Here is a 13868-nt window from a genome sequence, read left to right as displayed (position 1 = left end):
TCAGTCTGCCGATCCAACGGCAGCTCGCCGCCAGCTTTGCGGATACTCAACGAGTCAGATAAAGCACGAGACCGGACCACTCTGGGACTCCCATAACAATCACAAGACGGCAGATAACCACCATGAACCTGGATCAAGCTCGCTTCAATATGGTTGAACAGCAGGTCCGTCCCTGGGACGTGCTGGACCCCAAGGTACTGGATGTGATGGAGAACGTCCCCCGGGAGCTGTTCGTGCCCCGGGCCCACGCAAAACTGGCCTACGCGGACCTGGAAATCCCCCTGGGACAGGGTGAGTCCATGATGCGTCCCACCGTGGAAGGGCGCCTTCTGCAGGCCCTGGATATCCAGCCGCGGGATGTCATCCTGGAGATCGGCACCGGCTCCGGCTACCTGACCGCCTGCCTGGCCCGCCTGGGTGGCCAGGTGGACAGCATCGATATCCATAAGACCTTCACCCGCGCCGCCAAAAAACATCTGGACAAGGCCGGCATCACCCATGTCCACCTGGAGACCGGCAATGCCGCCGAGGGCTGGACCGGGCAACGGGGGCATTACGATGTCATCGCCGTCACTGCCTCCATGGCCCGGTACCGGGACTGCTTCGAACGCCAGCTCAGTCCGGGCGGCCGACTCTTCGTCGTGGTGGGGGAAGCGCCGGTGATGGAGGCCATGCTGGTGACGCGCCAGGGCGAGAACGAATTCACCCGCCACACCCTGTTCGAGACCAGCCTCAAGCCCCTGACGGGCTTCGAGCCCAGACCGCAATTCATCTTCTGACCAGGACCAGGTCGATCGGGCGGGCACGGCATCGCCCGATCGACCCATGTAATGTCCCTTTCTCGACGGGCCAGACATGCAACACCTCTCAGCCCCGCAACTCAAGGCGTACCTGGATCAGGCCGGGGACCCTGCCCCGCTGCTGATCGACGTGCGCGAATCCTGGGAATACGACATTGCCCACATCCCGGGCTCACGGCATGTTCCCCTCGGCCGGCTCGGGACCCTGGTCGAAGACATCCCGCCGGACACGGAACTGGTGATGATCTGTCATCACGGCATCCGCAGCCGACAGGCGGGCATGCTGCTGGAGCGACAGGGTTTCACCCGCATCATCAACCTCACCGGCGGAATCGATGCCTGGTCACGGCAGGTGGACCCCAGCCTGCCCTGCTACTGATGTCCCGACAGATCCCCTATGCATTTTTTCCCGGTTCCCGGTAGGATAATCAGGATTCACTGATGGAATATTTCCTTCTTGCCCGCCCGGGCCGGAGACACCGATGATCCGTTTTCCCAAAACCCTGCTGGCTGCCGCCCTCGTCGGATTCACCCTGGCAACCGCACCCGTCCAGGCCACCGATCTCATGGAGATCTATCGTACGGCCCTGGAACGTGACGCACAGCTGCGCGCCGCCGAGGCCCAGTTCCGGGCGGCCCTGGAACAGCGACCCCAGGCAAGATCGGTCCTGCTGCCCCAGATCGAAGGCTCCCTGGGATATGCCTACACGGACACCGAACGAGGGGGCGACTCCTTTGATTACCGCACCAGCAGCTTCGAGCTGTCCCTCAACCAGACCCTCTACGATCACCGCAACTATGTGGCCCTGCGCCAGGCGGACCTGGGTATCGCCCAGGCCACGGCGGTGCGTGACGCCACCCGACAGGGCCTGATCCTGCGAGTGGCGGAAGCCTATTTCGGCGTGCTGGCGGCCCAGGACAACCTCTCCTTCGCCCGCGCGGAAAAAGAGGCCATCGGACGCCAGCTGGAACAGGCGGAGCGCCGCTTCGAGGTGGGCTTGATCGCCATCACCGACGTCAAGGAGGCCCAGGCCCAGTTCGACCTGGCCGTGGCCGAGGAAATCGCCGCCCTCAACCGCCTGGATCTGGCCGGCGAGGAACTGATGGTGATCACCGGCCAGTTCCATGAGGCACTGGCCCTGCTGTCGGAACGCATGCCCCTGGTCTCGCCGGAGCCGGGCAACATGGATCAATGGGTACAGACCGCCCTGGAAGCCAACCTGGCCCTGATCGCCCGCCGCTTCGGCACCGAGGCGGCCGCCGAGGAAATCAAGCGCCAGCGGGCCGGTCATTATCCCACCTTGGGCCTCTCGGCCAGCTATACCGACCGGGATTTTCACAATGCCCCCGGCGGACCGATAGCCAACAACTTCCTCGACAGCCGCGACACTCAGGTGGGCATCCAGCTGCGCGTCCCCGTCTACACCGGCGGCCGCACCACCTCCCTCACCCGGGAGGCCCGGGAAAGCTTTGACGCCGCCCGGGAGGAACTGGAACTGACCGAGCGCCAGACCGTGCGTCAGACCCGTAGCGCCTTCCTGTCGGTGAATGCCGGCATCTCGCGGGTCAACGCCCTGGAACAAGCCCTGGAGTCCACCCGCGCCTCCTTCGAGGCCGCCGAAGCCGGATTCGAGGTGGGCACCCGCACCGCCGTGGACGTGCTGCTGGAACTGCGCCAGGTGTTCCGGGCCGAGCGTGACTACGCCGAGGCCCGTTACGCCTATTTGCTGGATACCCTGCGCCTGAAGCAGGCCGCGGGCACCCTCAGCGAGGATGACCTGCTCGCCATCAACACCTGGCTGGACTGACCTGGACTGATGATGAATCACACCCCACCCTCCCCCCTGTGCAGTGCCGGACACAGCCAGCTCCTGGTGGTGGACATCCAGGCAAAGCTGGCCGTGGCCATGGACGCCGACACACGCCGTGAGGTCTATCGACGGGCCGGCAGCCTGGCCCAGGGGGCCGGCGTGCTGGGCATCCCGGTGACGGTAACCGAACAGTACCCACAGGGTATCGGGCACACCGCCGGTGAAATCCAGGGCATGCTGCCGGAGGCGGTTCGGGTGCTGGAAAAGACCACCTTCTCCTGTTGCCGCGACGAGGGCATCATGGGCGCCGTGAAACGTGCCGAGCGGCCCCAGGTGGTGGTCTGCGGCATGGAGTCCCATGTCTGCGTGCTGCAGACCGCCCTGCTGCTCGTGGAGGCCGGATTCCAGGTCTTCGTGGTGGAAGACGCCGTCTGCTCCAGAGACCCGCGCAACAAGGCCAATGCCCTGGCCCGCATGGCCAGGGCCGGGGTGATCATCACCAATTTCGAGTCGGTGCTGTTTGAATGGCTGGCAGACTCACGCCACCCGAAGTTCAAGGAAATCCTGAATCTGATCCGTTAAGCCGAACCGGCCTTCAAGAGGCCTGTTCCACCCAGTCCAGCACCCGCTCCACCGCACCCCGGTTTTCATCCAGCACCCGTCGGGCCGCCGTTGTCATGGCACGGCGGGCCGACGGGTCCGCCCACAGGGCCGACACCGCATCCGCCAGCCCATCGGCGTCCGCCACCCGGCACACACCCCCGGCCCGCTCCAGGGCCTGGTAAACCTCGGTGAAATTGAATACCTGCGGACCGGTCACCACCACCACCCCATGGGCGGCCGGCTCCAACGGGTTATGCCCGCCGGTGGGCACCAGACTGCCCCCCACGAAGGCCACCGAGGCCACTCCGTAGAGCAGCAGCAACTCCCCCATGGTATCCCCCAGCCACACGACATCCCCGACCTTGGGCGGCAGACCGGCACTGCGGCGCGCCACGGCAAACCCTTGCGTCCGGCACAGGGCCGCCACGGCCTCGAAACGCTCCGGATGGCGGGGCACCAGGATCAGCAGGGCATGGGGCCACCTGGACAAAAGGAACCGGTGCGCCGCCAGCACCTGCTCTTCCTCCCCCGGATGGGTGCTGGCGGCGATCCACACCGGCCGCTCGCCCACCTGCGCGCGCAACGTCGCCGCGGCCTGGATCAGGTCATCGGACAGGGTCAGGTCATACTTGATGTTGCCGCTCACCCGCACCTGATCGGGCCGGGCACCCAGGGCCAGAAAACGGCGGGCATCCTCCTCCCCTCGGGCCGCGATCCCGGACACCTGAGCCAGGGTCTGCCGGACCAGGGGCCGGATGCGGGCATAGCCCCGGGCAGAACGGGCCGACAGGCGGGCATTGACCACCATCACCGGGATGCCCCGGCGGGCACAGGCCCGATACAGGTTGGGCCACAGTTCGGTCTCCATGACCAGCAGCCGCTCGGGACGCGCCCGCGCCAGAAAGCGGGTCACCCCATCGGGCAGGTCATAGGGCAGATAACAGTGTTCCACCGAGTTCCCGAAACGCCGGATCACCTCGGCGGAACCGGTGGGGGTGGTGGTGGTCATCAGGATGGCATGCCCGGGGAACCGCCGCCGCAGCCCCGCCACCAGCGCCGCGGCGGCCGCCACCTCCCCCACCGAGACCGCATGCACCCAGAGCCGGGGCCGCGCCGGCAGGCGGGGCGACCAGCCCAGGCGCTCCCCCCAGCGGTGACGATAATCCGGATTGGCGCGGCTGCGCAGGAGCAACCGCGCCAGCACCAGCGGCGTGATGACATAGAGGATCAGGGAATACAGTACGCGCATGCCGGTCAGAGGGTCGTCAGGTGCCCCGGATCCGGTCGATGACCCGGGTGGTGGACACCCCATCCAGGAACGGCAGCACTTCCACCCGGCCGCCCAGGGCACGGACATGGTCACCGCCCACGATCTCCTCGGGCCGGTAGTCCCCGCCCTTCACCAGCACGTCCGGCGACACGGCCCGGATCAGACGCTCCGGCGTATCCTCCCGGAACGGCACCACCCAGTCCACCGAGGCCAGTCCCGCCAGCACCGCCATGCGTCGCTCCATACCGTTCACCGGCCGCCCATGGCCCTTGAGACGGCGCACAGAGGCGTCATCATTCACCGCCACGATGAGGCGATCCCCCAGACGCCGGGCCTGTTCCAGATAGGCCACATGCCCCGCATGGAGGATGTCGAAGCACCCGTTAGTCATCACCACCCGCTCCCCCTGGGCCCGGGCCTCCTGCACCGCCAGCAGCAGGTCCGCCTCCGACAGCAGGCTACTCCAACCGCCCTGATGCCCCCTGACCGCCGCCCGCAGCTCCGCCGGGGTCACGCAGCCGGTGCCCAGCTTGCCCACCACGATGCCCGCCGCCAGATTGGCCAGGGCCGCCGCCTGGGCCAGATCCTGTCCGGCCCCCAGGGCCGCCGCGATCACCGCGATCACCGTATCCCCCGCCCCGGTCACGTCATAGACCTCCCGGGCGCGGGTGGGCAGGTGCAAAGGGTCCCGGCCCGCCCGCAGCAGCAGCATGCCCCGCTCGCTCAGGGTGATGAGCAGGGCCTCCAGATCCAGGTCCGTCCGCAACCGTTCACCCCGACTGACCAGCAGATCGTCACGGGGACAAGGCCCCACTACGGCCTCGAACTCGGCCAGGTTGGGGGTGAGCAGGGTGGCGCCCCGGTAGCGCTCGAAATCACGCCCCTTGGGATCCACCAGCACCGGCACCCGGGCCTCCCGGGCCGCGCGGATCATGCGCGCCACCTCGGTCAGGGTCCCCTTGCCGTAATCGGACAGCACCACCACCGCCTGCCCGTCCAGATGCCCCGCCAGACGATCCGGCAGGGACGCGGTATCCGCAGCCTCCAGGGGCTGTTCGAAATCCAGGCGCAACAACTGCTGATGGCGGCTCAGGACCCGCAGCTTGGTGATGGTGGTCGCCCGGGACGAGCGGGCGAAATCACAGCTCACCCGGGCCTGGGCCAGGAGCCCTTCCAGGGCATGGCCAGCCTCGTCCTCGCCCACAATACCCAGCAGCCGGGTCTGCACCCCCAGTCGGGCCAGGTTGACGGCCACGTTGGCCGCCCCGCCGGGACGTTCCTCGACCTCGTTCACGTGAACCACGGGCACCGGGGCCTCGGGGGAGATGCGGGCGGTGGCCCCGGACCAGTAGCGATCCAGCATGAGATCACCCACCACCATGATCCGGGCCTGTTCAAAGGCGGGCATGTGCAGATTCACGGCTTGACTACCTTGCAGAGGAAACCGGGGAGGATCTTACCATGGGGCGCTCCATCGCCCTGCGGACACGGACCCATTTGCTACAATCCGCGGCCAGTCCTCCGCAAACATCCCCATGGCCCGAAAACAGTCCCCCTCCCGCCTGTACCACCCTGTCCACTGGCCCATGTGGCTGGGCGTGGCCCTGTTCCGCACCCTGGTCCGGGTGCTGCCCTGGCACTGGCAGATCCGGACCGGCGAGACCCTGGGCGCCCTGCTCTACCCGCTGGCCCGGCGGCGGCGGCGGATCGCCGAGGTCAATGTCGGGCTGTGTTTTCCCGACCTGGACCCGGCGACGCAAAAGGCCCTGGTCAAGGCCCATTTTCGCGCCATGGGCGCGGGCATCTTCGAGACGCCCCTGAGCTGGTGGGGCAGCGACCGGGCGCTTGAGGGACTGGCCCGTATCGAAGGCCTGGAACACCTGCAACGGACACTGGCAAAAGGCAAGGGGGCACTGCTGCTATCGGCTCACTTCACCACCCTGGAACTGGCGGGACGCCTGCTCTGCGCCCATCAGGACTTTGCCGTCATGTACCGCCCCCACGAAAATCCGGTGATGGAACACTGCTTCCGGCAGAACCGGCAGACCCATTATCTGCGGGCCATCCGCCGCGACCAGGCCCGGGACGCCATCCGCGTCCTGAAGCAGGGCCAGGCCCTGTGGTACGCCCCGGACCAGGCCTTCAAGAACGGCAACGCGGTGATCGTCCCCTTCTTCGGTGTCCCCGCCGCCACCAATCCGGCCACCGCCCGCCTGGCGAAGATCAGCGGCGCCCCGGTCATCCCCTTCTTCGGCTACCGCCTGCCCGGCCGACAGGGCTACCGACTGGTGATCGGCGAGCCCCTTGAAGACTTCCCCGGAGAGGATCCGGCCCAGGACGCCCGACGCATCAACGCCGTCATCGAGGCGGCCATCCGGGTGGCGCCGGAACAGTATTTCTGGACCCACCGGCGCTTCAAGTACAAGCGCGGCTGGGGATTACCGAAATACTATTGAGCACTCACCCGGCAATCCCCCTCCAGCACCCCCGGCAACACCACCACGCCCATCACCGGGCCTGCCCCAGCACCGGATGCCAGCCACCGGGGCATCAGGTCCCCGGTGGACAGGCCCAGTTCCGCCGTGAGCCAGTCCCCAAGCCGAGCGGGGATCTGTCGCTGTCGGTCCGCGTCCCAGGCCACCAGCAGATCATCACCGGGTCTGCACCGCAGCCCGCCGGGATTCACCCCCGGGATCACGGCCTGACTCCGGGGCAGGCGAAAACGCAGATTGCCCGCCACAAAGGCCCGATCTCCCACGATCAGACCCTGGCTGAAGCCCAGATCCCGGATCTCGCTCACCCGCTCGTCAAAGGGGTAGACATGCCGATGCTGGGACTCCAGCACCGGCCAGGTCTGCACCCGCCAGGCCATCACCACCAGCACCAGCACGGGCACCAGCAGACAGACCGACAGATACGTCCGCACCCGGGCACGGGTCAGGGCCGCCGTGCCCATCATGGCGAACACGAACAGAGGAAAGACCAGCAGCAGGGGCAGCATCCAGCGGTCCTTGAAGTGGGACACCCCCAGCAGGGCCATCAGCACCAGCAGACCCAACAGGATCCAGAGGTAGCGGTGGATGGGAAAAGCCGCCGGACCGCCCCGGCGCTTGAGCAGGGCACGGAAAAAATCCCGCCGGAACACCGCCCCCATGACCAGCAGCAGCAATGCCAGGAAGCCCAGTACCGCCAGCACCAGGGAACCCAGCCCGGACCAGGGCCAGAATCCACCCCCGAAATCCAGCTTGTCCAGGGACTGGGTGCCCAGATCCCGGCTGTGCCAGACCCACAGGGCGTGGGGCAGGATCACCAGCAACGCCACCAGGGCACTCCACAGGATGCGCGGATGCAGCAGCAGGGACCGTCCCCGAGCACAGCTCAGCAGGGCCAGCCCGGCGGCGGCGGCGAACACCAGAAAGTTGTACTTGGACAACACCCCCAGCCCGAACAGCAGGCCGATCAGCAGGTAATGCCCCACATGGGGCCGGTCCAGCCAACGCAGCATCGCGTAAAAGGATGCGGCCGCCACCGTGGTCACCATCACCGAATGGGTCAGATCCCGCTGGGACTCCCAGGCCACCTGGGGGATCAGGAACAGGGACAGGGTGGCCAGCACCGCCAGTCGGACATCCCCCAACAGACGCCGGGCGGAGAGGAACACGAACAACCAGGTAAGAAACAGCAAGGTGTTCTTGACCAGGCTCAGGGCCCACAGGTCCATGCCCAGCACCCGAAACGCCACGGCCTGCAGCCAGGCATAGAGGGGGGGCTGCCCGGAATACCCGGCCAGCCACCACTGGGTCACAATGACCTGCTCGGCCTCGTCCAGCTCCAGCACCGCGGACCCGGTGGCGCGGATGATCACGTGGAGGGTGAAATAGACCGCCAGTCCCAGTAGCAGCCAGAAGCCCCAGTGTCGGCGTGGTTCTCCCATTGCGCCTTTATCCATGCACCAGTTCCTGATAGACCGCCAGATTCCCGGCCACCATGGCCTCCACGGAGAACCGCGCCGCCACCCGACGGCGACCGGCCTCCCCCAGGCGCCGCAAGGCAGAGCGATCCCCGAGCAGATCAATCACCGCCCGCGCCAGGGCCGGGGCATCCCCCGGCGGCACCAGCACACCGGCCTCGTCATCGCCGATGATCTCGGGCACGCCGCCCGCCCGGGTCCCCACCAGGGGCACCCCCGCGGCGGCGGCCTGCAGCAGGGAGACCCCCAGCCCCTCCATGTCCGCCGGATGCACCACCAGATCCAGACAGGGCAGGATGCGTTCCAGGTCATCCCGGAACCCCATCAGACGCACCTGCCCCGCCAGCCCCATATCCTCGATCCGCGCCCTGAGCTGGGCTTCCAGCGGCCCCTGACCGAATAGCAGCAGCCGCACCTCGGGATGGGCCGCCAGGATCGCCGGCGCCGCCGTCAACAGATGACGATGCCCCTTGCGGGTAATCAACTGGGCAATCACCCCCACCGCCCGCTCGCCGGGCGCAAGGCCGCAGGCGGCCTGGAACCCTTCCCGGTCACACGTCCCCTGCCAGGCATTCATATCCACCGCGCTGGGCACGCAGACCACCCGTTCAGGGGGCACGCCTTCCGCCAGCAGCACTTGCCGGATCGCTTCCGAGATGGTGATGACCCGGTCGAACAGACGGTACTTCAACCGCGCCCACGGGACCGGCTCCGGATTATCCACCCGCCGGGACAGCACCACCGGCACCCCGACCCGCCGGGCCGCGATCCCCCCCAGCACGTCCGCGCCACGACGACTGTGCAGATGCACCAGATCCGGCCGGGTCTCCCGGATCACGCGCTTCAAGCGACCCACGAAACCCAGATCCAGATCCCCCCCCATGGGTACCTCATGGACCGCCTCGCAAAACACCGCCGAGGCCTCGGCAATGGCCGCCCCCGAAGGGCACACCAGCACGTTGGCGACACCCCGGGCCGACAGCCCTTCCAGCAGGTAACGGACCTGCAGCGCGCCGCCATACAGATGGCGGCCGGTCTCCACATGCAGGATACGCATCAGGACGACTCCTTGATCGGCGTTGTCGGCAACAACCGCTCCACCTCTACCATGACTTCATCCACCGAGATGCCCGTCAGGCAATCAAAACGCCCGTCGCAAGTGGGATTGCGTCGGCAGGGGGCACAGGGCAGGTCGTGGTAGATCACCACGGTGTTGTCCCGCCCGGTGTCCAGGTAGGGACAGGTGGACCCGAACAGGGCCACCGTGGGGACGTCGAAGGCCGGTCCCATGTGGGTCAGCCCCGTGTCCACCCCCACCAGCAGCCCGGCCCGGCGGATCACGGCCGCTGCCTGGGTCAGGGAGGTCTGCCCCACCCGGTTGTCCACCGCCGCGCCGGCCAGGGCCTGAATCCTGTCGGCGGCCTCCCGGTCATCGGGCCCCCCCAACAACACCATGGGCTGTCCCAGTGCCTGATGAATGCGCCGGGCCAGTTCCGCCCAGGCGGCCTCCACCCAGTGTTTCTGTGGCCGGGTGGTGAACGGACAGCCCACCACATAGCCCCGGACACCCTGGGCCTCGGCCACCTGGCACCCCACGGCCTCATCCTCCGGGCGCAGCCCCACCTGCATGAAGAAGGCACCCGGCTCAAGCCCCAGCGCCTGGGTCAGATACCGGTATTCCGAACCGATGCGACGGGGGTCGCCGCCCCGGGGCACCACCCGGGTCATGAACACCCTGCTGCCCTCCCGGGACCCCAATCCCACCCGCTCCTGCGCCCCCGACAGGCGGGTGAGCAGACCGCTTTTCAAAAGCCCTTGCAGATCCACCGCCATATCGTAAGGCTCGGCCCGCAGTTCCCGGACAAATCGGACCACCTCCCGCCCCAGACGGATCCAACGCAAGCGGCGGAACAGGGAGCGCCACTGAGCCTTGGGCCAGACCACCACCCGGTCCACCTGGGGATGCCGGGACACCAGTCCCGCCACCTGGGGCTCCACCAACCAGGTGATGCGCACATCGGGCCAGGCGGCGCGGAACACGGCCGGCAACGGCGAGGCCATCACCACGTCGCCGATGGCGGAGAGACGAATGATCAGCAGGGACTGCATCGAAGATTCCAAAATGGGAGCGACGGCATTTTACCCCAGCCGCGGGGATGGTGTTTTCCCGGGGTGGCGTGCCGACAAGGGGGGGCGAGGATTGTGCTACGATCCTCACAGGCGCCCTGAGCACACTATTCCGGTGGATTACGTCGCGTTATTTGAACTACGCCACCTCATCCCCGTGAATCACATCGCGTCATTGCGCCGTTCCCGTGAAATACGTCTCGTCATTCCCGCGAAAGCGGGAATCCAGCGACCACCCTGGAACCCCATCTGCGCACCCTGTATGCCGCCCTGCCCCATGACTGGTATCGCAACAACCCCATCGCCCGCTACGAGGGCCATGACGCCAGCATGTTCTACAGCCATCTGGCGACCCTGGGACTGGACATCGTGGTGGAGCCGGTGCCCGAGGCCCTGTAACAACTCAGTGACCGGGGCTATGCGGACATGGTATCGAGGCCGGGGCAAGCCCATTCACTTGGTGGGGGTGGAGTTTTCCAGAGAGCGAAGGCAGGTGGTGGGGTTTGCGCATGAGACAGCCCGAGACATTTGATCAGACACCGCACTGACAGAAAATGATTGCCATCCGAGGGCGGAGATGATCAGCCGCTCTGCTTTCAGCAGCAGAAAAAATTATACAGAAAAATATACGACAAGCATCATATCCTTAGGACATGTAAAACCCCACACATGAACCTCACAAACACCATAAAAAACCCACCCCAAAAACAATACATCGCTATCTTCCTTATTACTTACTTTATCATCATGCTATTACAATTGATGATATTCACTCCGGGAGGGAGAAGCGATGATAGTGAAGCATTGCTTATGGGGCAGCACCTTGCTCTTGGATATGACGGGCATAACCCGCCTCTGTTCTACTGGTTGACATGGATAGGAGCAAGAATTTTCGGGGATGGCAACCCCAGTATAGTATTTGGGCTAAGGATGACTTTTCTATTTCTTATGGTATTAGGGACATATCAGCTATCCTTAATGATAAAAGGAAATAGCTGGCTTGCGCTTGCTGCTGGCCTAGCCCCACTTTCGTTCCTTCATTTACACTGGTATGCGATCTCTGACCTGACCCATACGCTAATGGCTGGCGCCATATATCCATGGGTCATGATCTGCATAATCCAAATCAGTAGAAAAAAAGATATCAGCAGCTATATCTACCTAGGCATACTAATCACAGCCGGACTACATAGCAAGTATACTTTTGCAGTATTTACGACATCCCTGCTCATTGCTGCCCTGATAAACAAAACCTACAGATCACTACTTTTCAAACCACACATACTACTGACAATACTCATCCCATTAATCTTAAGCATCCCTCACTTTACATGGATCCTAGATAACACCCATATAATTTCAGAAAAACTGGATGAAAGGATTGGGTTTGGGGGCGATACCGCATCAACTCACCCAATATTAGATGGGCTAAAAAACCTCTCTCAGTCAACCATTAGCGTTATTATTTTCCCATTTGGCCTACTCGCACTCCTAACATTCGGCCCAACGCTGATAAAACCACAGAAAAAATACTCAGATAACAGCCATTGCAACGACCACCTGACATTAATACGAAACACTATCGGCATTGCACTGACCTTAATCATAATATACATATTAGCAACACAAGCTACCCGTATAGCACCACACCACTTATTTTTCTTGTGTCTATTACCCGTATGGCTTATCTGCAGACTACCCAAATCCAAAAATACAACAGCTGCCGCAAAAAAATTCATCATTGCCACGACAATAATCACAGCAATATCAGCGGCCAGCTTTGGACCAAGGGCGATTTACAAATCAAACAACACAGATTGCAGTGAAAGAAGATGCAGCGAATTCCTCCCATACGCAGAATATGCAGAATCAATGCTGGAAGCGGGTTACTCAGGAGGAGGCAGCCTAATTGTACTCTCCCATCACAGATATCTGCCACCCGCACAGATCACCAGATATCTACCAGACACAATTGCTGCAACCCCTCATTACCCAACATCATTAAAGCAACTAGAAAACTCAGGAAGACACAGCAGCCCCTGCATTATTGCATGGCATGAAAAAGATCATGACGCGATAGAAAAAGACTTTCCACTAAATACAAAAAAAACAAAACCCCAGACCACAATGACCATAGAAAAAAGAATAAAACTAACATACTTGATCAAAGAAAACTGTATTCAGGCACCCCCCAAAACAACCGAAGCAATTACACCATAAATTACCACTACCACTCAACCCTTAAATTTCAACAATAACAACACAAACAGCAAGAGACCAAAAAAACAGCAAGAGACCAAAACCCATCATGCACATCAAAAGACCAATCAACAGCATAATTCATAACTGCCTCTGGCATTTTCACAAGGATCGCTTAAGAATACCGCCACAACAACTAAAAAATTACAAATCAATTTTCAAAAAAACATGGGATACACTGGGTTGCCCTCCTAATATTTTCGAGGGAGAAGACTTCAACAACAAAATAAAATGGCTGATGATTTTTGATCAACAACCAAAAATCATTACATGTTCAGACAAACTCGCGGTGCGGGAATTTATTGCTAAAAAAATTGGCGAATCATACCTCACGCCTATTTATGCAACTTGGAACAACTCCAGGGACATTGACTTTTCAATCCTACCAGATCAATTTGTCATTAAAACCAACCATGACTCTGGATCAGTGTGGATTATTCACGATCGCAACTCTTTTGATCTAGAAAAAACACGAATAGAGATTTCAAAAAGCCTCAATAGAAAGTATGGAATCAACAAGGGTGAGTGGTGTTACCAGCACATACAGCCACAGGCATTTGCCGAAAAACTATTAGGTGACCCCACAAGCAGCGTTGACGATTACAAGTTTCACTGCAGCGATGGAAATGTTATTTTTTTGCAATATATATACAACAGAAAGCATCGTACAGCCTATGAACAAATAATAGACCCTAATGGATGCGCAACAAAAATACAGTTAAGCAATCACTTTCAACCCGGAGACAGATTTTCAAAGCCCAAGCATTGGGAAGAAATGCTATACATTGCCAAAACATTATCAACCGGATTTAAATATGTAAGAGTAGACCTTTATTCAATTGACAATAAGATAAAATTTGGAGAACTAACATTTTACCCAAGAAACGGAAACTACAAAGGGGAGGGACAAGCAACTCTTGGGCGCCTCATACCTCTAGACAGAAAAAGCCACCAAGAGACGGCAAATAAAATAAAATAAAATAATTAAAAACTCCAGCACAAAATATAAACATATATTTCAACAAATC

At 61.8% G+C, this 13868-nt stretch carries 12 protein-coding genes and 1 pseudogene; 8 read left to right on the top strand and 5 right to left on the bottom strand.

Annotated elements, in window-relative coordinates; genetic code table 11:
• Positions 1-122 precede the first annotated feature (122 nt).
• The 4 genes from LQD11_RS09635 (at position 123) to LQD11_RS09620 (ending at position 3193) form a co-directional block, all read left to right on the top strand.
• Positions 123-779: a protein-L-isoaspartate O-methyltransferase family protein gene (locus LQD11_RS09635; RefSeq protein WP_238617356.1), complete on the top strand. Its 657-nt coding sequence runs from the start codon at positions 123-125 to the stop codon at positions 777-779.
• Positions 780-855: 76 nt separating this feature from the next.
• Positions 856-1179 (top strand): rhodanese-like domain-containing protein, encoded by a 324-nt coding sequence (locus LQD11_RS09630; RefSeq protein ID WP_238617355.1) that lies wholly within the window; start codon positions 856-858, stop codon positions 1177-1179.
• Between the two features lie 103 nt (positions 1180-1282).
• Entirely contained in the window at positions 1283-2608 is a 1326-nt protein-coding gene (locus LQD11_RS09625; RefSeq protein ID WP_238617354.1) for a TolC family outer membrane protein, read from the top strand.
• A gap of 12 nt (positions 2609-2620) precedes the next feature.
• Positions 2621-3193 (top strand): hydrolase, encoded by a 573-nt coding sequence (locus tag LQD11_RS09620; RefSeq protein WP_238617353.1) that lies wholly within the window; start codon positions 2621-2623, stop codon positions 3191-3193.
• Positions 3194-3206: 13 nt separating this feature from the next.
• Here the strand turns inward: LQD11_RS09620 and waaA are convergent, their stop codons facing one another.
• Together waaA and hldE are read right to left on the bottom strand one after the other, a co-directional pair.
• Positions 3207-4463, bottom strand: a complete 1257-nt coding sequence (waaA, locus tag LQD11_RS09615; RefSeq protein WP_238617352.1) for a lipid IV(A) 3-deoxy-D-manno-octulosonic acid transferase — start codon at positions 4461-4463, stop codon at positions 3207-3209.
• 16 nt (positions 4464-4479) lie between these two features.
• Positions 4480-5904, bottom strand: coding sequence for a bifunctional D-glycero-beta-D-manno-heptose-7-phosphate kinase/D-glycero-beta-D-manno-heptose 1-phosphate adenylyltransferase HldE (gene hldE / locus LQD11_RS09610; RefSeq protein WP_238617351.1), 1425 nt, complete (start codon positions 5902-5904; stop codon positions 4480-4482).
• 115 nt (positions 5905-6019) lie between these two features.
• Between hldE and lpxL the strand changes: the two genes are divergently transcribed.
• Positions 6020-6940: an LpxL/LpxP family Kdo(2)-lipid IV(A) lauroyl/palmitoleoyl acyltransferase gene (gene lpxL / locus LQD11_RS09605; protein WP_238617350.1), complete on the top strand. Its 921-nt coding sequence runs from the start codon at positions 6020-6022 to the stop codon at positions 6938-6940.
• On the opposite strand, the gene LQD11_RS09600 is transcribed toward lpxL, so the two are convergent.
• From LQD11_RS09600 to LQD11_RS09590, 3 genes are read right to left on the bottom strand one after another with little or no spacing between them, the layout of a single operon-like run.
• The gene (locus LQD11_RS09600) at positions 6934-8433 is read right to left on the bottom strand and encodes an ArnT family glycosyltransferase (protein WP_238617349.1); all 1500 of its coding nucleotides are present in this window, start codon (positions 8431-8433) and stop codon (positions 6934-6936) included. The genes lpxL and LQD11_RS09600 overlap by 7 nt on opposite strands.
• Complete coding sequence (locus LQD11_RS09595; protein ID WP_238617348.1) at positions 8426-9511, bottom strand: glycosyltransferase family 4 protein; 1086 nt, start codon at positions 9509-9511, stop codon at positions 8426-8428. Before LQD11_RS09595 ends, LQD11_RS09600 begins: the two co-directional genes overlap by 8 nt.
• Positions 9511-10563: a glycosyltransferase family 9 protein gene (locus LQD11_RS09590; protein WP_238617347.1), complete on the bottom strand. Its 1053-nt coding sequence runs from the start codon at positions 10561-10563 to the stop codon at positions 9511-9513. The genes LQD11_RS09595 and LQD11_RS09590 overlap by 1 nt, the downstream gene beginning before the upstream one ends.
• 255 nt (positions 10564-10818) lie before the next feature.
• Between LQD11_RS09590 and LQD11_RS09585 the strand changes: the two are divergent.
• The 3 genes and pseudogenes from LQD11_RS09585 to LQD11_RS09575 form a co-directional block, all read left to right on the top strand.
• Positions 10819-11113: pseudogene (locus tag LQD11_RS09585) on the top strand (hypothetical protein); the annotation flags it as partial.
• Between the two features lie 137 nt (positions 11114-11250).
• Positions 11251-12801 (top strand): ArnT family glycosyltransferase, encoded by a 1551-nt coding sequence (locus LQD11_RS09580; RefSeq protein WP_238617346.1) that lies wholly within the window; start codon positions 11251-11253, stop codon positions 12799-12801.
• Between the two features lie 88 nt (positions 12802-12889).
• Complete coding sequence (locus LQD11_RS09575) at positions 12890-13819, top strand: ATP-grasp fold amidoligase family protein (protein ID WP_238617345.1); 930 nt, start codon at positions 12890-12892, stop codon at positions 13817-13819.
• Positions 13820-13868 lie beyond the last annotated feature (49 nt).

Origin of the sequence: Ectothiorhodospira shaposhnikovii, assembly GCF_022227765.1 — a bacterium.
Taxonomy (GTDB): domain Bacteria; phylum Pseudomonadota; class Gammaproteobacteria; order Ectothiorhodospirales; family Ectothiorhodospiraceae; genus Ectothiorhodospira.
The sequence above is the reverse complement of the archived record's forward strand: the minus strand, read 5'-3'. Positions and strand labels throughout refer to the sequence as shown.

Bases quoted from the DNA above. Each gene is read 5' to 3' on its own strand.
- LQD11_RS09590 (WP_238617347.1), bottom strand. From the start codon at position 10,563: ATGCAGTCCCTGCTGATCATTCGTCTCTCCGCCATCGGCGACGTGGTG.
- LQD11_RS09595 (WP_238617348.1), bottom strand. From the start codon at position 9,511: ATGCGTATCCTGCATGTGGAGACCGGCCGCCATCTGTATGGCGGCGCG.
- lpxL (WP_238617350.1), top strand. From the start codon at position 6,020: ATGGCCCGAAAACAGTCCCCCTCCCGCCTGTACCACCCTGTCCACTGG.
- LQD11_RS09630 (WP_238617355.1), top strand. From the start codon at position 856: ATGCAACACCTCTCAGCCCCGCAACTCAAGGCGTACCTGGATCAGGCC.
- LQD11_RS09580 (WP_238617346.1), top strand. From the start codon at position 11,251: ATGAACCTCACAAACACCATAAAAAACCCACCCCAAAAACAATACATC.
- LQD11_RS09625 (WP_238617354.1), top strand. From the start codon at position 1,283: ATGATCCGTTTTCCCAAAACCCTGCTGGCTGCCGCCCTCGTCGGATTC.
- LQD11_RS09635 (WP_238617356.1), top strand. From the start codon at position 123: ATGAACCTGGATCAAGCTCGCTTCAATATGGTTGAACAGCAGGTCCGT.
- LQD11_RS09620 (WP_238617353.1), top strand. From the start codon at position 2,621: ATGAATCACACCCCACCCTCCCCCCTGTGCAGTGCCGGACACAGCCAG.
- LQD11_RS09575 (WP_238617345.1), top strand. From the start codon at position 12,890: ATGCACATCAAAAGACCAATCAACAGCATAATTCATAACTGCCTCTGG.
- waaA (WP_238617352.1), bottom strand. From the start codon at position 4,463: ATGCGCGTACTGTATTCCCTGATCCTCTATGTCATCACGCCGCTGGTG.
- LQD11_RS09600 (WP_238617349.1), bottom strand. From the start codon at position 8,433: ATGGATAAAGGCGCAATGGGAGAACCACGCCGACACTGGGGCTTCTGG.